This window comes from Rhodococcus sp. USK13 (assembly GCF_018343855.1).
GTDB classification, from domain to species: Bacteria; Actinomycetota; Actinomycetes; order Mycobacteriales; family Mycobacteriaceae; genus Rhodococcus_F; species Rhodococcus_F oxybenzonivorans.
The window spans coordinates 4,852,934-4,870,322 of sequence record NZ_CP069242.1 but is presented as its reverse complement, the minus strand read 5'-3'; the positions used below and the strand labels follow the sequence as shown (position 1 = coordinate 4,870,322).

The 17,389-nt window shown below is 67.7% G+C and carries 17 protein-coding genes; 11 read left to right on the top strand and 6 right to left on the bottom strand.

Features of this window, described 5'->3' with window-relative positions; translation table 11 throughout:
- Positions 1-62: 62 nt before the first annotated feature.
- Both JQT59_RS24840 and JQT59_RS24835 read right to left on the bottom strand, forming a co-directional pair.
- A complete protein-coding gene (locus JQT59_RS24840) occupies positions 63-1,190 on the bottom strand; it encodes a lipase family protein (RefSeq protein ID WP_213572383.1) in 1,128 nt (375 codons plus the stop codon).
- A gap of 121 nt (positions 1,191-1,311) precedes the next feature.
- Entirely contained in the window at positions 1,312-1,941 is a 630-nt protein-coding gene (locus tag JQT59_RS24835; RefSeq protein ID WP_213572382.1) for a TetR/AcrR family transcriptional regulator C-terminal domain-containing protein, read from the bottom strand.
- A gap of 144 nt (positions 1,942-2,085) precedes the next feature.
- Here JQT59_RS24835 and bioB point away from each other — a divergent pair, with 144 nt between their 5' ends.
- The 3 genes from bioB to JQT59_RS24820 are packed head-to-tail and all read left to right on the top strand — an operon-like array spanning position 2,086 to position 3,924.
- The gene (gene bioB, locus JQT59_RS24830) at positions 2,086-3,099 is read left to right on the top strand and encodes a biotin synthase BioB (protein ID WP_109329346.1); all 1,014 of its coding nucleotides are present in this window, start codon (positions 2,086-2,088) and stop codon (positions 3,097-3,099) included.
- Positions 3,099-3,356, top strand: coding sequence for a biotin synthase auxiliary protein BsaP (gene bsaP / locus JQT59_RS24825; RefSeq protein ID WP_213572381.1), 258 nt, complete (start codon positions 3,099-3,101; stop codon positions 3,354-3,356). Before bioB ends, bsaP begins: the two co-directional genes overlap by 1 nt.
- A 10-nt stretch (positions 3,357-3,366) precedes the next feature.
- Complete coding sequence (locus JQT59_RS24820; protein WP_213572380.1) at positions 3,367-3,924, top strand: DUF2567 domain-containing protein; 558 nt, start codon at positions 3,367-3,369, stop codon at positions 3,922-3,924.
- Here the strand turns inward: JQT59_RS24820 and JQT59_RS24815 are convergent.
- Positions 3,914-4,726, bottom strand: coding sequence for an SDR family NAD(P)-dependent oxidoreductase (locus tag JQT59_RS24815; RefSeq protein ID WP_213572379.1), 813 nt, complete (start codon positions 4,724-4,726; stop codon positions 3,914-3,916). The two genes, JQT59_RS24820 and JQT59_RS24815, sit on opposite strands and share 11 nt — an antisense overlap.
- Before the next feature lie 83 nt (positions 4,727-4,809).
- Here JQT59_RS24815 and JQT59_RS24810 point away from each other — a divergent pair, with 83 nt between their 5' ends.
- Positions 4,810-5,427, top strand: coding sequence for a TetR/AcrR family transcriptional regulator (locus JQT59_RS24810; RefSeq protein WP_213572378.1), 618 nt, complete (start codon positions 4,810-4,812; stop codon positions 5,425-5,427).
- A 27-nt stretch (positions 5,428-5,454) separates the two neighbouring features.
- Here JQT59_RS24810 and JQT59_RS24805 read toward each other — a convergent pair whose 3' ends face one another.
- Entirely contained in the window at positions 5,455-6,189 is a 735-nt protein-coding gene (locus tag JQT59_RS24805; protein ID WP_249353820.1) for an NUDIX hydrolase, read from the bottom strand.
- Between the two features lie 76 nt (positions 6,190-6,265).
- On the opposite strand from JQT59_RS24805, the gene nadA reads away from it, so the two are divergent.
- From nadA to nadC, 3 genes are read left to right on the top strand one after another with little or no spacing between them, the layout of a single operon-like run.
- The gene (gene nadA, locus JQT59_RS24800) at positions 6,266-7,303 is read left to right on the top strand and encodes a quinolinate synthase NadA (protein WP_213572377.1); all 1,038 of its coding nucleotides are present in this window, start codon (positions 6,266-6,268) and stop codon (positions 7,301-7,303) included.
- Positions 7,300-8,868 (top strand): L-aspartate oxidase, encoded by a 1,569-nt coding sequence (locus JQT59_RS24795; protein ID WP_213572376.1) that lies wholly within the window; start codon positions 7,300-7,302, stop codon positions 8,866-8,868. Before nadA ends, JQT59_RS24795 begins: the two co-directional genes overlap by 4 nt.
- Positions 8,868-9,737, top strand: a complete 870-nt coding sequence (gene nadC, locus JQT59_RS24790; RefSeq protein ID WP_213572375.1) for a carboxylating nicotinate-nucleotide diphosphorylase — start codon at positions 8,868-8,870, stop codon at positions 9,735-9,737. Before JQT59_RS24795 ends, nadC begins: the two co-directional genes overlap by 1 nt.
- 49 nt (positions 9,738-9,786) lie before the next feature.
- Here the strand turns inward: nadC and JQT59_RS24785 are convergent, their stop codons facing one another.
- Both JQT59_RS24785 and JQT59_RS24780 read right to left on the bottom strand, forming a co-directional pair.
- Complete coding sequence (locus JQT59_RS24785) at positions 9,787-10,416, bottom strand: LysE family transporter (RefSeq protein WP_213572374.1); 630 nt, start codon at positions 10,414-10,416, stop codon at positions 9,787-9,789.
- A 37-nt stretch (positions 10,417-10,453) separates the two neighbouring features.
- Positions 10,454-11,731, bottom strand: a complete 1,278-nt coding sequence (locus JQT59_RS24780) for a glycoside hydrolase family 1 protein (RefSeq protein ID WP_213572373.1) — start codon at positions 11,729-11,731, stop codon at positions 10,454-10,456.
- A gap of 88 nt (positions 11,732-11,819) precedes the next feature.
- On the opposite strand from JQT59_RS24780, the gene JQT59_RS24775 reads away from it, so the two are divergent.
- The 4 genes from JQT59_RS24775 (at position 11,820) to hisB (ending at position 17,389) form a co-directional block, all read left to right on the top strand.
- Positions 11,820-13,763, top strand: a complete 1,944-nt coding sequence (locus JQT59_RS24775; RefSeq protein ID WP_213572372.1) for an acyl-CoA dehydrogenase family protein — start codon at positions 11,820-11,822, stop codon at positions 13,761-13,763.
- Positions 13,764-14,316: 553 nt separating this feature from the next.
- Complete coding sequence (hisD, locus tag JQT59_RS24770) at positions 14,317-15,639, top strand: histidinol dehydrogenase (RefSeq protein ID WP_213572371.1); 1,323 nt, start codon at positions 14,317-14,319, stop codon at positions 15,637-15,639.
- A complete protein-coding gene (locus tag JQT59_RS24765) occupies positions 15,636-16,778 on the top strand; it encodes a histidinol-phosphate transaminase (protein WP_213572370.1) in 1,143 nt (380 codons plus the stop codon). Before hisD ends, JQT59_RS24765 begins: the two co-directional genes overlap by 4 nt.
- The gene (gene hisB / locus JQT59_RS24760) at positions 16,775-17,389 is read left to right on the top strand and encodes an imidazoleglycerol-phosphate dehydratase HisB (protein WP_109329368.1); all 615 of its coding nucleotides are present in this window, start codon (positions 16,775-16,777) and stop codon (positions 17,387-17,389) included. The genes JQT59_RS24765 and hisB overlap by 4 nt, the downstream gene beginning before the upstream one ends.

Below are 17,389 nucleotides of genomic sequence, written 5' to 3'. Positions count from 1 at the left end.
TGGTAAGACCAGTGGCGTGCCGCGTGACGCGCTGAGCCTATGCCGGCGGGGTGTAACTGCAGCTAGGAGAAGGCTTGCCGGACGAACGGTGTGGTGTCGGGAATGGACGCCGGCATGGTCTGCAGATGCCCGGTCGGGTAGGTGCGGTAGACGAAACTCTGTCCGTTGGCGGCCAGGTCGGTGGTCAATTTCCAGCTGAACGCTGCGGGGACGATGTCGTCGAGCAGTCCCTGGCCGATGAAGAGTGGCCGGTCGTATCCACGGATGGGAACTCCGAGGGTGCCCCGAATCGCGTCGAGGATGGCAGGGTCGTCGAGGTTTCGGGACATCAGTTGTCCAATGGTGACGCCCTGGAGCTGCGGCGCTGCGTCTTGGTAACAGAGTTCCTCGAGGCGGTCGAGCGCGGAGATGCCGAGGGGGCTGAGGTAACTGTCGACGTCGAGGTCGGGACGAGATGCCCGCAGTCCGGCCAGGGCATACGCGACGAACACGGTGCTCCCGGTGAGGGGAAGCGGTGGGAAATTCGGACCCACCAAAGGTGCCAGCTGTTCGAGATTCGACGGCGCCCCGGTTGCGACCGTGCCGCGGAAATCGAGTTCCGGCGCATATCTGGTCGCCATCGAAGCGGCGACCAGCGCTGCGTGTCCGCCCTGAGACTGTCCGAGCGCAAGCCAGCGGTTCGACAGTGACGGCGTCACGCTGCGAGCGGCGCGCACCATGTCGATCATGCTGTGCGCCTCGGTCGGACCGTCCAGATAGGGATGGACACCGGGTGTGCCGAGGCCCACATAGTCGGTGGCCACCACGGCATATCCCTCGCGGAGCCAATGCTCGACATATTGCCCGCCGAAGTTCCCGGTGGCGGTGGGAGCGCACGCGTCGGCCAGCCCGACCGTTCCGTGCGCCCACGACACCACGGGCCACCCACCAGGGGGCGGTCCGCCAGGTGGCAGAAATGTCGCGCCGGTACTGAGCGCGGGCCGGTTCAACGGCCCCGTGGTCCAGTAGGTCAAGAATGAGCCCGTGGCGGCACCCGGCGGCCACATCTGCTGCGGGATCGACGAAGACACGACCACATCACCCGGTGCTCCGACGGCTTGCGACGGGCTCGGAGCCGGACCGGCGAAAAGGGAGAAGGCCAGTACCGTCGCGACAACGATTCCGGCACGGCGGCCGACTGTCGACCTCATCGTCACCCCCTGGCCTGACCGGGTAGCCACTCGGTCTCGGATGTGAGTGTGCCCACCCAGCTTTCGATTCGAGTGTGCCCACCCAGCTTTCGATTCGAGTGTGCCCACCCAGTGTGCCCGTTCAGGGGTGCTGCGCGGGGTCTTTCAGCCGTGCACGGATGCCGTCGACGAACAGCGAGAGCCCGAAGTCGAATCGGACCGCGGGATCGCCGTCGAGGAGGTCGTCGTCGTAGGCGCCGATCTCCGATGCCGGGGCGTCAGGGGAGAGTGCAGCGCGGGTGAGGGCGCCGACGGATTCCATCTGTGCGCGCGACTGCTCGTCGACCGTGTGTCCGAGGACGTAGTAGAGGAGCGAGTACGACGCGAGCTCTGCGTGCTCGCGGGAAAGTCCGGATCGCAGCCCGACGGCGGCGAACGTTTCCCGCACGCGGGAGTTGGTCATCCGCGAGGCGTAGGTCGCGGAGACGAGCTCGGCACCGTCGCGGTGCGACAGCAGAGCACCACGCAGGCGGTGGGCCAGCTCGGTGAACTCCTCGTTCCAGCCAGTAACCGTGGTGGGCGCGTCGACATCTTCGAGGATCTTGTCCGCGAGAGCGCCGAGGAGGGTCTGCTTGTTGGGAAAGTGCCAGTACAGGGCGCCGGGTTGGACGCCGAGGGCGGTCGCGAGCCTCCGCATCGTGAGGTCGGCGAGGCCGAATTCGTCGAGGATGGCCAGTGCGCCGTCGAGTACGTCGCCGCGTCGCAATTGCACTGCTGTTCTCCTCAGGTATTCGGTCCTTGCTTTGACAGTATTCCATCACGGATCTAACCTGAACGCCGTTCAACTTGTACGGTGTTCAATTCTTGCTCATGTCGATCCACGACGCGTGATCGGCCCGCTTTTCAGGAGATACGTGTGACGTCGGCCCCGGTACAGACAGACATTCTCGCCCTGGCGCGTGACCAGGTTCTCGAACGTGGGGAAGGGCTCACGCAGAGCCAGGTACTCGAGGTCCTGCAACTGCCGGACGAGCGACTCGAGGAGCTGCTCGCGCTGGCGCACGACGTGCGGATGACATGGTGCGGTCCCGAGGTCGAGGTGGAGGGAATCATCAGCCTCAAGACCGGCGGCTGCCCCGAGGACTGCCACTTCTGCTCGCAGTCCGGCCTGTTCCAGTCGCCGGTGCGAGCCGCCTGGCTCGACATCCCCTCGCTCGTGGAGGCTGCCAAGCAGACCGCCAAGTCCGGCGCCACCGAGTTCTGCATCGTCGCTGCGGTCCGCGGACCCGACGAACGGCTGCTCGCCCAGGTGGCGGCCGGTATCGAGGCCATCCGCAACGAGGTCGACATCCAGATCGCCTGCTCGCTGGGCATGCTCACCCAGGAGCAGGTCGACCAGCTGGCCGCCATGGGTGTGCACCGGTACAACCACAATCTCGAGACGGCGAAGTCGCACTTCCCGAATGTGGTGACCACTCACTCGTGGGAGGAGCGGTGGAACACGCTGCGGATGGTTCGTGAGGCGGGCATGGAGGTGTGCTGCGGCGGCATCCTCGGGATGGGGGAGAGCCTCGAGCAGCGCGCGGAGTTCGCCGCGAATCTGGCCGAACTCGAACCCGACGAGGTTCCGCTGAACTTCCTCAACCCCCGTCCGGGCACACCGTTCGGCGACCTCGAGGTGCTGCCCGCGAGCGAGGCGCTCAAGTCGGTGGCCGCCTTCCGGCTTGCGCTGCCGCGCACCATCCTCCGCTTCGCCGGTGGTCGTGAAATCACCCTCGGCGACCTCGGCGCAAAACAAGGCATCCTCGGCGGAATCAATGCCGTGATCGTCGGCAACTACCTGACGACGCTGGGACGGCCCGCGGAACAGGACCTCGACCTGCTCGTCGACCTGCAGATGCCGATCAAGGCACTGAACGACACCTTGTGATGACCGGCACCGACGGTTCACCGGGCAGTGTCGCTGTCGAGCGCGCTGCAGAGGAGCGGTACAACCCGTACACGGGCCGCCGAGTCGTTCCCGGAGTCGAGGACAGTGTCCCGACCGCGGCGCAGCTCGGGCTCGAACCGCCGCGCTTCTGCGAGTCGTGCGGTCGGCGGATGGTCGTACAGATCAGTCCCGACGGCTGGTGGGCAAAATGTTCACGCCACGGTGTGTTCGACTCGATCGGGCTCGCCCGGCGGTAGCGTCATCGGTGTGACCAACTTCCCGCGCATCAGGCTTCGATCTGCCGCCGGAATCGTCTGCGGAACGGTCGTGGCAAGTGCACTCGTGGGGGCGATATGGGGAGTGCTCGCGCCGGCAGAACACCTGTTGGTCGTTGCGCCCGACCGCGGCGTGACGCTGACGGGTGAGAGTGTGCACCGGTTCGATGCGATCGGCATGTTCGCGTGCGCGGGGCTGGTCGTGGGCATCCTCGCCGCGGTTGCGGCGTGGACGGCGCGGCGGAGTCGTGGTCCGGTAGCTCTCGCGGCTGTCCTCGCCGGCAACATCGTCGGAGCGGGTGTCATGGCCCTCGCAGGGCTCGGCGTCGCTGCACTGCGGTTTCCCGGCGACGACGTGTCGACGCCCGGAACGATCGTCGCGACGGCACCGGGGATCGGGACGCTGCTCGTACTGGTGTTCCAGCCGCTGGCTGCCTGCGTCGTGACGTTGGTACTCGCCGCGCTCAACCCATTCGACGACCTCGGAATCAGCGATTCCCCGGTCGAGCTCGACGTATGGGACGAGCGCGACGCGACACTTACTTCATGACCGAGGTTCGCATCCGGACGTCTCCGAGGAGACGCCCACTGGCGAGAGCGCCGATGCGGCGAGTCGCGAACCGGGTGCTGACGGACGACACCCAGTTCATCAGCCCGGATACGACGCTCGGTGGTGTGCTGCGCCGATCCAGAGCGCGCAGTGCTGTCGTCACCACCTGATCCGCGGTCTGCATGCGGCCGACGGCGGCGTCCTCCGAACCGACGACGTCGAAGAATTCGGTGCGGGTGGGGCCCGGGCAGACGGCGAGCACGGTGAGGCCCGTGCCTCGGGCCTCTGCCCACAATGCCTCCGTGAAACTCAGAACGAACGCCTTGGTCGCCCCGTACACGGCCATGCCGGGAGTCGGCTGGAACGCGGCGGTGCTCGCCACGTTCACGAGTGCTCCGCGTCCTCGCAGCAGGTCGGGCAGGAATGTGTGCGACAGCTCGACGAGGGTGGTGACGTTGAGCTGGATCTCGGCGGTGAGGCGCTCGAGGTCGGCGGACGCGAAGTCTCCGTGCGTCCCGAATCCCGCGTTGTTGATCAGTGAATCGATGCGGATGTCGCGGGCAGTCAGTTCGGTGCGCAGCCGCTCACCGGCGCCGGGAGTGGCGAGGTCGAACGGGATCACGGTGACCGACACGTGATGCGCGGTGCGGAGTTCGGTGGCGAGTTGTTCGAGTCGATCGACGCGACGGGCGACGAGGACGAGATCTGCACCCCGCCCGGCGAACCGGCGGGCAAATTCGGCACCGAGGCCCGCGCTCGCGCCGGTGATGAGGACGGTGGTTCCGGATACGTCGAAGGACATGTCAGCTCCTAGCGGTGGGGTGGCCTCGAATGTAGTCAGTGTCATCTATGTAGTCAATGACAACATTTGGTTAGACTTGCGGCATGTCCGTCGCCGAACAGCCCTATCACCACGGGAGTCTTCGTCAGGTGCTGCTCGCGCGCGCCGAGAGCACGCTCGAGCAGGACGGCGTCGACGGCATCTCCCTCCGCCGGCTCGCCCGTGAGGCCGGCGTCAGCCACGCCGCACCCAGCAAACACTTCCGGGACCGTCAGGCCCTGCTCGACGCACTCGCGGAGTCCGGTTTCGTGCGCCTCACGGCCGCCCTCGCACGCGCCGTCGAGGAGGCCGATCCTCACGCCCGGGCCCGCTTCGGCGCGCTCGCCGGCGCGTACGTGAGCTTTGCCCTTGCCCACCGCGAGTTGCTGGCGCTGATGTACGGCAACAAGCACGCGCCCGGAGCCGCCCCTCGGGTGGTGGAGGCCGGTCACGCCGCGATGGACCTCACGGTCCGGATCGTCACCGAAGCCCAGGCCGCCGGCGACATCGGGGGCGGGGACGCGTCCCGCATCGCCCTCGTCGCGTTCGCGACATTCCACGGAATCGCCACCCTCGCCGCCGGGGGGATGCTCGACGGCGCGCCGGTGGACGAGGTTGTCACCGCCGCATCGGACACGTTCTGGCGGGGGCTCGGACCGAGGACCGAGGCCGACTCACGGTGACGTCGTAGGTCCCTGATTGCACGCGGGTCAGGCCGGTGGTCGAAGCGCCGCGAATTCGTCGGTGACCCGCAGGGTGGAGTCGGTGAACCGGTAGAGCGCGGCGGGGCGTCCGCCGGTGCGGCCCGACGGTGCGGTGTTGCCGGTGGGCTTCAAGACCCCGCGCCGCCCGAGGACGCGTTGCAGATTCGTGGCGTCCACCTGGTAACCGAGTGCTGCACAGTAGATTTCGCGCAGCGTCGACATGGAGAATTCGCCGGGCGCCAGCCCGAACGCGATGTTGGTGTAGGAGAGCTTGGCGGCCAGGCGTGTACGCGCATGCTGCACGACGGTGCCGTGGTCGAACGCCATCTCGGGCAATTCCGAGACCGGGTGCCACGCAGTGTCCGGAGGGAGGGTCGGATCGGCGGGGAGGGGAACGAGCCCGAGGAAGGTCGAGGCGATGGTGCGCGGCCCGGGGACCCGATGTGGATCGCTGAACACGGACAGCTGCTCGAGGTGTGACACCTCCCGCACGTCCACCTTTTCGGCGAGTTGCCGCCGGGCGGAGGTCGTGAGGTCTTCGTCTTCGCCCAGCAGGCCGCCCGGAAGCGACCAGGCGCCGGCCTGAGGGTCGAGGGCGCGTTGCCACAACAACACGGCGAGTTCGCCCGCGCCCGTCGCGTGACGCGCATCACCGGCGTGACCTGTGCATATGCGATCGGCGAAGTGACGAACCTGGAACACCGCGGTGAGCACTTCGTGCCTGGTGTTACTATGGGGCATGTTTTCGATCCTAAGTCGAAAACCTCGATTTAGGAATTCGGGCCAGCCCGCCCGAGGCCACGGTGAAGGAGCAGCCATGACGACCAGCACGTTGTGGGCGGGAACGTACCCGCAGATTCAGGACGGTCCCGGCGGTTACGGGGGTGTCGAGGCGAGCGAGGAGTGGGCTGCCGAAATCAAACGGCTGGCGCGTGAGCGGGGGGCAACCCTGCTTGCGCACAACTACCAGTTGCCCGCCATCCAGGACGTCGCCGACCACGTGGGTGACTCCCTCGCGCTCTCGCGCATCGCGGCGGAGGCGCCCGAGGACACCATCGTGTTCTGCGGTGTGCACTTCATGGCCGAGACCGCGAAGATTCTCAGCCCGGCCAAGACCGTGCTGATCCCCGACGAGCGCGCGGGGTGCTCGCTTGCGGACTCGATCAACGCCGATCAGTTGCGGGAATGGAAGGCCGAATTCCCGGACGCCGTGGTCGTCTCGTACGTCAACACCACCGCCGAGGTGAAGGGACTGACGGACATCTGCTGCACCTCGTCCAACGCCGTCGACGTGGTGGCGTCGATCGACCCGGACCGGGAGGTGCTCTTCCTGCCCGACCAGTTCCTCGGCGCACACGTCAAGCGCGTCACCGGGCGCAAGAACATGCAGATCTGGGCGGGTGAATGCCACGTCCACGCCGGCATCAACGGCGACGAACTCACCGCCCAGGCGAAGGCACACCCCGGCGCCGAGCTGTTCGTCCACCCGGAGTGCGGCTGCGCCACCTCGGCTCTGTACCTGGCGGGAGAAGGGTTCGTCCCCGAGGACAAAGTGAAGATCCTGTCGACGGGTGGCATGCTCGACGCCGCACGAGCGACCGGCGCCAAGCAGGTTCTCGTCGCGACCGAGGTCGGGATGCTGCACCAGCTGCGCAAGGCGGCGCCCGATGTCGACTTCCAGGCTGTCAACGACCGCGCTTCCTGCCCGTACATGAAGATGATCACCCCCGCGGCGCTCCTCCGGTGCCTGCTCGAAGGCAAGGATGAGGTTCACGTCGATCTCGAGACTGCCGAGCGTGCCCGTAAGTCGGTGCAGCGCATGATCGAGATCGGAAACCCTGGCGGCGGCGAGTGAGCAGCCCGGCCCGGGGGATCTCCTGGGAAGAGCATGCCGACCTGGTCGTGGTGGGCGGTGGGGTGGCCGGACTGACGGCCGCTCGGACCGCCTCCCTGCGGGGATTGAGGGTCCTCACCGTCAGCAAGGGCGGTCCCACGGACACGGCGACGCAGTATGCGCAGGGTGGGATCGCGGTGGTGGGAGATGCGCTCACCGACTCGGTGGCCTCACATGTGGCGGACACCTGCGAGGCCGGAGTCGGCCTCTGTGACGAAGACGCCGTGCGGTCGATCGTGGCCGGTGGTCGCGATGCGGTCGCCGCCCTCACCGACCTGGGCGCGGTGTTCGATCGTGGACGCGACGGCGTCGTCTCCCGCACCCGTGAGGGTGGGCACAGCACCCGCAGGATCATCCATGCCGGCGGCGATGCCACGGGGGCCGAGGTGCAACGGGCACTGGGCGCCGCAGGTCTGCCCGTGCTCTTCGGCGCGTCCGCGGTGCGGGTCCTCACCGATGCGCGCGGGGTCACGGGTCTGCTCGTCGATGCACCGAATGGCCTCGGCGTGATCCACACGCCCGCCGTCGTCCTGGCAACGGGCGGACTCGGTCAGCTGTACGCGTGCAGCACCAACCCACCCGGCGCGACGGCGGACGGCATCGCGCTGGCGTTGGATGCGGGCGCAGCGGTGGCTGACCTCGAATTCGTGCAGTTCCACCCGACCGTCCTGTTCACCCCGGGCGGACTCGGGCGGCGTCCGCTCATCAGTGAGGCCGTTCGAGGGGAGGGGGCACGGCTCGTCGACGCGAACGGCGATTCGGTGACCGAGGGCGTCCATGCCCGCGGTGATCTCGCTCCCCGAGACGTCGTCTCCCGGGCGATCGCCTCCCGGCTGCGGGCAATGGGGCACGACCACGTCTATCTCGACGCCCGGCACCTGCCGGGGTTCGCCGAGCGTTTCCCGACGGTGACGGCGTCCTGCCTGCAGGCGGGGATCGATCCCCGCGCGCACCTGATTCCGGTGGCGCCGGCCGCGCACTACTCGTGCGGCGGTGTGGTCACCGACGTCTCCGGACGTACCGAGGTGCCGGGCCTCTACGCCGCCGGTGAAGTGGCGCGCACCGGGCTGCACGGCGCCAACAGGTTGGCGTCGAACAGTCTGCTCGAGGGTCTCGTGGTCGGTGAACGTGTCGGTGTCGCGGCGGCCGAGCGTGCCGGTCTGCGCGTGGAGGTGACGGACACGGTCCGGCCGGGACTGTCGTACGCGTCTCGCGAACTGGTGCAGCAGGTGATGACCGCGCACGCCTCTGTGGTTCGCGACGGAGCGGGCCTCGCGTCGGCGGCGGTTGCGCGCGCCGACGCACCCCGAAGTATTCCGGACGGCCCGGCCGAACTCGAGGACGCCGCGCTGACCACCACGGCGTCTGCCCTGGTGCTCGCTGCCGGTGCGCGAACCGAGAGCCGGGGCTGCCACACCCGCAGCGACTATCCGGAGTCCAGCGAACAGTGGCGGCGGAGCACGCACATTCGCTCCCGAGACGGCGAACTCGAACTGCTCGAACCCCAACTGACAGGAGTGCTGTGATGTCCGGCCATGTCCTTCCAGACGGTCTCGACGCGGACGAAGTGCGGGCACTCGTGCGACTCGCGCTCGACGAGGACCTGCGGTACGGCCCCGACGTGACGTCGACGTCGACGGTCCCGGCGGACGCGGTGGCCAAGGCGTCGGTCGTGTCCCGCGCGCACGGCACCGTGGCTGGTCTCGATGTGGGCCTTCTGGTGCTCGACGAGGTGATCGGTGAGGGCAGCTACCAGGTGCTCGAGCGCGTCGCCGACGGCACCCGTGTGAGCCCCGGGCAACCGGTCCTGAGCGTGTCCGCCCCTACGCGAGCCCTGCTCACTGCCGAGCGGACCATGCTGAACCTGGTGTGCCACCTCTCGGGGATCGCCACCGCGACGGCGGCGTGGGTGGACGCGGTCGAGGGAACCGGGACGCGGATCAGGGACAGCCGCAAGACGCTGCCCGGGTTGCGTTCGCTGCAGAAATACGCGGTCCGCGTCGGTGGTGGCGTCAATCACCGGATGGGGCTCGGGGACGCGGCGCTGATCAAGGACAACCATGTCGCCGCAGCAGGCTCGGTGGTGGCGGCGCTGCGGGCGGTGCGTGCGGCGGCCCCGGACATCGAGTGTGAGGTCGAGGTCGACAGCCTCGAGCAGCTCGACGAGGTACTGGCCGAAAATGTCGAACTCGTCCTCCTCGACAACTTCCCGCTGTGGCAGACGCAGATCGCCGTGCAGCGCCGCGACGCGAAGGCGCCCGGCACCAAGCTGGAGTCCTCCGGAGGTCTCACGCTCGACGTGGCAGCGGACTACGCCGGTACGGGCGTCGACTATCTCGCGGTCGGGGCTCTCACCCACTCCGTCACGGTGCTGGATCTCGGGCTCGACATGTAACCACCCGTGAGTACTTGTTAACCGCCCGCGGTTAACAAGTACTCACGGGTCAGACGGCGCGGCGGACTGTCGCCAGAAACGTTGCCGCGATGAAGAACAAGCCGGAGAACGTCCGGTTGGTTGCGCGCTGTTGGCGTGGTGACCGCATCAGCCGCAGGACCTTTGACGCCAGCCCGGTGTAGCCGGTCATGACGGCGACGTCGACCGCGATCATGGTGGCGGCGATGATCAGGTACTGGGGGAGCAGGGGCGCCGACGGGGTGATGAACTGCGGGAGCACCGCGAGCATGAAGACGACGGCTTTCGGGTTGCTGGCATTGACCAGGAACCCGCGCAAGGTCATCGCGGGCCCACCTGTCTCGGCGACCTCGCCGTCGACGCCGGACACGTCGGTCGCACTCGCCCGCCACTGGCGGATGCCGAGATACACCAGGTAGGCGACGCCGAACCACTTGATCACCGTGAACGCGAGGGTCGAGTTCGCGAGCAGCGCCCCGAGTCCGGCGGCGACCACCGCGATCTGCAGCAGCAACCCCAGCTGCAGGCCCGCGATGTTCCAGTAGCCGCGTCGGAGCCCGAAGCGCATCCCCGTGGCCATCGACGCGATCGCGCCGGCTCCCGGGGACAGACTGATCACGCACGAGGCCCCGAGCACTGCCCACCACATCTGCCACGACACCAGGTGATGGTACGTCGCGCCCCGGGCGGCAATCGTCCTACGGGGGATCGATGCAGCTGGTGGGCAGATCCACCAGTGAGCAGAATCCCGGTTTCCGCGCCGGGACGTAGCTGTCCGGCAGCCCTGCAGCGATGATGTCGCGGTAGGTCGCGACCGCATCCGTGGGGCGCCGGGTGAGCGTCGGATCGGTGAGCGCGTCGACGGTGTAGAGGCCGAACCGGGGCCGGTACGTTCCCCACTCGTAATTGTCGGTGATCGACCAGTAGTTGTAGCCGATGACCGGTGCTCCGTCCTGCCGGGCCCGTTCCATCCAATAGATGTGGTCGCGGAGGTGATCGGAACGGGTGTACCCGTCTGGTCGCGGTTGGCCGTTGTCGGTCGGCATACCGTTCTCCACGACGTACAACGGCAGTCCGGGGAACTTGCGGGTGTAGCGCATCAGCGCGGAGTAGATGCCCTCCGGTTGCGGATCGATGCGGTAGAAGTCGTCGGTGATTGCGTTGACGGCGGTGACGTTGTCGAGAGCGAGGCCGTAGTAGTAGTCGACACCGAGGAAATCGAGCTTCTCGCGAACCCGGTCCACGAACATTGCATCCACGGCGTCGGTGGCGGCCGGGATGTAGGAGAGATTGCCGCTCACCCGGGCTCCCGGGTCGTACTTGTGAATCAGGTCGTAGGCGCGTCGGTGGACCTCGACGAGCCGGTCGAGCATCTGGGGACCCTGAGCGGCGGTGACGCCGCCGAACGTCAGTTCCTTCTGCAGATACACGGTCGGTTCGTTGATCGTGATCCAGAGCGCGCCGAGACCGGAATAGCGTGGAACGACCCTGCGGGCGTACTCGAGCCAGTGGTCGACCGTCGCCTGATTCGTCCACCCACCCTTGTCTGCGATCCAGCCCGGATACACCCAGTGGTCGAGGGTGATCATCGGTGTCATCCCTCGGCCGGTGATCTCCCGGACGACGTCGTCGTAGTACCGGAGTTCGGTGTCGTCCCAGGAGCCGGGCGACGGCTGTACCCGCGCCCATTCGACGCCGAAGCGGAACACGTCGACACCGAGATCTGCCGCGCGGGCGATGTCCTCGCGGTAGCGGTGACGGAAGTCGACCGCGTCGCCGATTGCATCGTCGGTCCTGCCCGACGCCGCGTAGCGCGCCCAGTTGCTGTCGGGCGACGAACCCTCCGATTGGAAGCCGGAAGTGGCGACGCCCCAGAGGAACTCGCCCGGTAGCGGTTCGGCGCCCGATGTGGCCGGGGGCGTCACGAAGCACAGGAGAAGCACGCCGGCGCCCAGGAGAGTCGACGGAGTCCGCATCGGCCGAAGAGTAACCGAAATGCTGTGTCGACTCCGTCGATTTGGGGGATACTCGTCGGTAGGACTACCCGCCAGTAGGAGGCGCGTCATGGTCGACACATCAGCTCCGAAGGTCACCGAGGAAGAAGCACGAGCTGTAGCGGAGGAGGCGAGGGAATCCGGTTGGGACAAACCCTCATTCGCAAAGGAACTGTTTCTGGGACGGTTCCGGCTGGATCTGGTTCACCCGTTTCCCCGGCCCGCGGCCGAGGACGCTGCCAAAGCCGACGAATTCCTGACTCGTCTCCGCGCCTACTGCGAGGAGATGGACGGCAGTGTCATCGAATCCCAGTCGCGAATCCCCGACGAGTACGTTCGTGGCCTCGCCGACCTGGGATGTTTCGGGCTGAAGATCTCCGAGGAGTACGGCGGACTCGGGCTTTCCCAGGTCGCATACAACCGGGCGTTGATGCTGGTCGCGTCGGTGCACCCCAGCCTCGGCGCACTCCTGTCGGCGCACCAGTCGATCGGGGTACCGGAACCGCTCAAGCTCGCCGGCACACCCGAGCAGAAAGCAGAGTTCCTGCCGCGGTGTGCCCGAGGTGCCATCTCCGCGTTTCTCCTCACCGAACCGGACGTCGGTTCCGACCCGGCCAGGCTGGCGTCGTCGGCTACTCCCATCGAAGGCGGGGCGGCCTACGAATTGGACGGCGTGAAGTTGTGGACGACCAACGGCGTCGTCGCGGAACTGCTCGTCGTCATGGCACGAGTTCCGAAGAGTGAGGGTCACCGCGGCGGGATCTCGGCGTTCGTCGTCGAGGCCGACACCCCGGGCATCACCGTGGAACGGCGCAACGCCTTCATGGGGCTACGCGGGATCGAGAACGGCGTGACCCGCATGTACAAGGTTCGCGTTCCCAGAGAAAATCTCATCGGGCGCGAAGGCGACGGACTCAAGATCGCGCTCACCACACTGAACGCCGGCCGGCTCGCGATACCCGCAATGTGCGCGGGCGCCGGCAAATGGTCGTTGAAGATCGCCAGGGAATGGTCCGGTGTCCGGGTGCAGTGGGGCAAGCCGGTCGGTGAGCACGCGGCCGTCGCCAACAAGCTGTCATTCATGGCCGCCACCACCTACGCCCTCGAAGCCGTGGTGGACCTGTCGGCGCAGATGAACGACGAGGGCCGCAACGACATTCGGATCGAGGCGGCGCTCGCCAAGCTGTGGTCGTCCGAGATGGCCTGCGTTCTGTCCGACGAGCTTATCCAGGTGCGCGGCGGTCGGGGATACGAGACTGCGGCGTCGCTGGCGGCGCGAGGAGAACGGGCAGTTCCGGCTGAGCAACTCGACCGGGATCTGCGCATCAACAGGATCTTCGAGGGCTCGAGCGAGATCATGCGTCTGCTCGTCGCCCGCGAGGCCGTCGACGCCCATCTCACGGCGGCAGGCGATCTCGCCGACCCTCACGCAGACACCGGCGCGAAGGCCCGGGCGGCGGCCAAGGCGAGTGGCTTCTACGCGAAGTGGTTGCCGCAGCTCGTCGCCGGCAAGGGACAAATGCCGATGGCATACGGCGACTTCGGCATTCTGGCCAAGCATCTGCGCTTCGTCGAGCGACATTCCCGCAAACTGGCCCGCTCCACGTTCTACGGCATGGCCCGCTGGCAGGCGGCGCTCGAGAAGCAGCAGGGATTTCTCGGTCGGGTGGTGGACATCGGCGCAGAACTGTTCGCGATGTCCGCCAGCTGTGTCAAGGCGGAGATGCAGCGCGAGGAGAACGAGGCCGAGGGAGCCGCGGCCTACGAACTCGCCGACGTGTTCTGCCGGCAGGCCGCACTCCGTGTGGAGAAACTGTTCGACGGGTTGTGGCACAACACCGACGACGTCGATCGGCAGGTCGCGCATTCCCTCCTCGAGGGACGGTATGCATGGCTCGAACGGGGAGTGGTCGACCCCAGCGAGGGCACCGGTCCGTGGATCACCGAATGGACGCCCGGCGCGTCCACCGAAGAGAATCTCGCCAGGAGGTTCGTCGAATCGACTCGTCTCTGACCGGAGCCTGCCACGACGCTGACCCCCGGGCTGCCGCGACTCCGCCGCGGGGGTGCCCCGACCTCGCGTAACGGGTGGAACTGAGGTCGACTCTTTGCGTCTTCACGGTCGGCCTCGTCGCGCGACCCACGGTCGGCAATGTCGTCCGCTCATGGACGAAACCGCCCTCGAACTGGGCCATTGAGGTCCGCCCGGGGGTGGTTTAACGTGGAGGTGCGGGCCGTATCCCGTCGGGTCGAGACTTGGCATTCCGGGATACGACTCGCCGGGGGGGCACCGACGACGAAGTCGCGCGGCAGGCCCGCCGCCGATTCGAAGTTCGGTGCGAGCCGCCCGACACTTCTCCTGCGCGCGATCTCCAACGACCGGACGAGCGGGATCTGCCGCCCGCCAAGGCAGCCACCGACCGGTGAAAATGCGGTACGCCTATCCTGGATAATCGGTGCAGAGCGCTGTTCTCCAGAGGACAGCCAGCTCGTCAGTGACCTGCCGGCTCATCCGTGACCTGCGTGTCAGTGACACCGTGTCCCGCCAGTCGCAGAGAGGACCTCTCATGCTCGCCCGCACCGACCTTCGTGGTCGTACCCCTTCCACGGCCGAACTTCGTGCCGCACTTCCTCGAGGTGGAGTGGATGTGGACGCGGTGCTGCATCAGGTTCGCCCCGTGGTCGACGCCGTGCGCGAGCGTGGCGCCGCTGCCGCCCTCGACTTCAGCGAGCAGTTCGACGGCGTCCGGCCTGCGCAGATACGTGTCCCGCAGGCAGAACTAGACCGTGCGCTCGCCGAACTCGATCCCGCAGTCCGCGCCGCTCTCGAAGTCGCGATCGAACGCACCCGCAAGGTGCACGCCGACCAGCGCCGCAAGGACACCACTACCCAGGTAGTCCCCGGCGGCACCGTCACCGAGCGGTGGGTGCCCGTCGACCGGGTCGGCCTCTACGTGCCCGGCGGCAACGCCGTCTATCCGTCCAGTGTCGTCATGAACGTCGTGCCGGCGCAGGCCGCCGGTGTGCGGTCTCTCGTGGTGGCCTCGCCGCCTCAGGCGGAGTTCGGCGGGCTCCCGCACCCGACCATCCTCGCGGCGGCAGCATTGCTGGGCGTCGACGAGGTCTGGGCCGTCGGCGGGGGGCAGGCTGTCGCCCTGCTCACCTACGGCGGCACCGACACGAACGGCGCCGAACTCGCCCCCGTCGACCTGATCACCGGTCCCGGCAACATCTACGTCACGGCGGCCAAGCGCCTGTGCCGTGGCCTCGTCGGCATCGACGCCGAGGCCGGACCCACCGAGATCGCGATCCTCGCCGACCACACGGCAGACCCGGTGCACGTCGCGGCAGACATGATCAGCCAGGCCGAGCACGACGTGATGGCGGCGAGCGTGCTCGTCACCACCAGCACCGAGCTCGCCGACGCCGTCGACACGGCGCTGGCCGCGCAACTGGAGATCACCAAACACAAGGAGCGCGTCACTGCCGCGCTGTCCGGCACGCAGTCGGGCACCGTCCTGGTGTCCGATGTCGAGGCGGGACTGCGGGTGGTCAACGCCTACGCCGCCGAGCACCTCGAGATCCAGACCGAGAACGCCACCGCCGTCGCCGCGAAGGTGACCAGTGCGGGTGCGGTGTTCGTCGGGCCGTGGGCGCCGGTCAGCCTCGGCGACTACTGCGCCGGATCGAACCACGTCCTGCCCACCGCGGGCTGCGCCCGGCACTCCTCGGGTCTGAGCGTGCAGACGTTCCTGCGGGGCATCCACGTGGTCGACTATTCGGAATCCGCGCTGAAGGAGGTCTCCGGCCACGTCATCACCCTCGCCAACGCCGAGGATCTGCCCGCGCACGGTGAGGCTGTCCGGCTGCGCTTCGAGGCCTTGCGGTGACCGCGGCGAACGTGCCGGGTTCGTCCATCGGCGTGGACGCGCTGCCGATCCGGGAGAGTCTGCGCGGCAAGTCGGCGTACGGCGCGCCGCAGCTCGCCGTGCCGGTGCAGCTGAACACCAACGAGAACCCGCACCCGCCCACGCAGGCGCTCGTCGACGACGTCGCGGAATCCGTGCGGGAGGCGGCGCGGGAACTACACCGCTACCCGGACCGCGACGCGGTGGCGCTGCGCACCGATCTCGCCGCCTACCTGGCCGGCCAGACCGGCGTGCCGGTCACGGTCGACAACGTATGGGCGGCAAACGGCTCGAACGAGATCCTGCAGCAGCTACTGCAGGCGTTCGGAGGCCCCGGGCGTAGCGCGATGGGATTCGTGCCGTCGTACTCGATGCACCCCATCATCGCGGACGGAACGCAGACGGACTGGTTGCCGATCTTCCGCCGCGCCGATTTCGCCCTCGACGTCGACGCTGCGGTGGAGGCGATTCGGGCACGCCGTCCCGATGTCGTGTTCGTCACCAGCCCCAACAACCCGACGGGGCACAGCGTCGGCATCGCGGAACTGCGCCGGGTCCTCGACGCCGCGCCGGGCGTCGTGATCGTCGACGAGGCGTACGCCGAATTCTCCGACGCCCCCAGCGCCCTGACATTGATCGACGAGTACCCGTCTAAGATCGTCGTGTCGCGGACGATGAGCAAGGCGTTCGCGTTCGCCGGCGGCCGGCTCGGATACCTCGCCGCCGCTCCGGCATTCATCGAGGCACTGCTCCTGGTCCGGTTGCCGTACCACCTGTCGGTGGTTACGCAGGCCGCCGCCCGCGCGGCGCTGCGGCACGCGAACGAGACACTCGGCAGCGTGCACGCGCTCGCCACGGAACGGGTGCGGGTGTCGAAGGCATTGGAGGACACGGGCTTCCGTGTCATCCCCAGCGACGCCAACTTCATCTTGTTCGGTGAGTTCACCGACAGCGCCCACGCCTGGCAGGCCTACCTCGACCGCGGAGTCCTCATCCGGGACGTCGGGATCCCCGGATACCTGCGTGCCACCGTCGGATTGGCCTCCGAGAACGACGCCTTCATCGTGGCGAGCGACGCGATCGCCGCCACCGAACTCACGACCTCAGGAGACCGAGGATGACCGACCGCATCGCCAAGGTGGAGCGCACCACCAAGGAATCCAGCATCACCGTCGAACTGAACCTCGACGGCACCGGCATCGTCGACATCTCGACGGGTGTCCCGTTCTTCGATCACATGCTGACCGCGCTCGGCTCCCACGCGAGTTTCGACCTCAGCGTTCAGGCCCAGGGCGACGTCGAGATCGAGGCGCACCACACGGTGGAGGACACGTCGATCGTGCTCGGCCAGGCCCTGGGTCAGGCGCTTGGCGACAAGAAGGGCATCCGGCGGTTCGGTGACGCGTTCATTCCCATGGACGAGACGCTCGCCCACGCGTCGGTCGACGTGTCGGGGCGGCCGTACTGCGTCCACACCGGCGAACCGGAACACTTGCTGCATGCTGTCATCGGCGGTTATCCCGGAGTTCCCTACGCGACCGTGATCAATCGGCACGTGTTCGAGTCGATAGCACTCAACGCCCGGATCGCCCTGCACGTGCGGGTGCTCTACGGCCGCGACCAGCATCACATCACCGAGGCCGAGTTCAAGGCCGTCGCCCGCGCCCTGCGGGAGGCCGTCGAACCCGATCCCCGGGTGTCCGGGGTGCCGTCGACCAAGGGCAGCCTGTGA

Bases quoted from the DNA above. Each gene is read 5' to 3' on its own strand.
- JQT59_RS24840 (WP_213572383.1), bottom strand. From the start codon at position 1,190: ATGAGGTCGACAGTCGGCCGCCGTGCCGGAATCGTTGTCGCGACGGTA.
- nadC (WP_213572375.1), top strand. From the start codon at position 8,868: ATGTCCGGCCATGTCCTTCCAGACGGTCTCGACGCGGACGAAGTGCGG.
- JQT59_RS24805 (WP_249353820.1), bottom strand. From the start codon at position 6,189: ATGCCCCATAGTAACACCAGGCACGAAGTGCTCACCGCGGTGTTCCAG.
- JQT59_RS24810 (WP_213572378.1), top strand. From the start codon at position 4,810: ATGTCCGTCGCCGAACAGCCCTATCACCACGGGAGTCTTCGTCAGGTG.
- nadA (WP_213572377.1), top strand. From the start codon at position 6,266: ATGACGACCAGCACGTTGTGGGCGGGAACGTACCCGCAGATTCAGGAC.
- JQT59_RS24780 (WP_213572373.1), bottom strand. From the start codon at position 11,731: ATGCGGACTCCGTCGACTCTCCTGGGCGCCGGCGTGCTTCTCCTGTGC.
- bsaP (WP_213572381.1), top strand. From the start codon at position 3,099: ATGACCGGCACCGACGGTTCACCGGGCAGTGTCGCTGTCGAGCGCGCT.
- hisB (WP_109329368.1), top strand. From the start codon at position 16,775: ATGACCGACCGCATCGCCAAGGTGGAGCGCACCACCAAGGAATCCAGC.
- JQT59_RS24775 (WP_213572372.1), top strand. From the start codon at position 11,820: ATGGTCGACACATCAGCTCCGAAGGTCACCGAGGAAGAAGCACGAGCT.
- JQT59_RS24815 (WP_213572379.1), bottom strand. From the start codon at position 4,726: ATGTCCTTCGACGTATCCGGAACCACCGTCCTCATCACCGGCGCGAGC.
- hisD (WP_213572371.1), top strand. From the start codon at position 14,317: ATGCTCGCCCGCACCGACCTTCGTGGTCGTACCCCTTCCACGGCCGAA.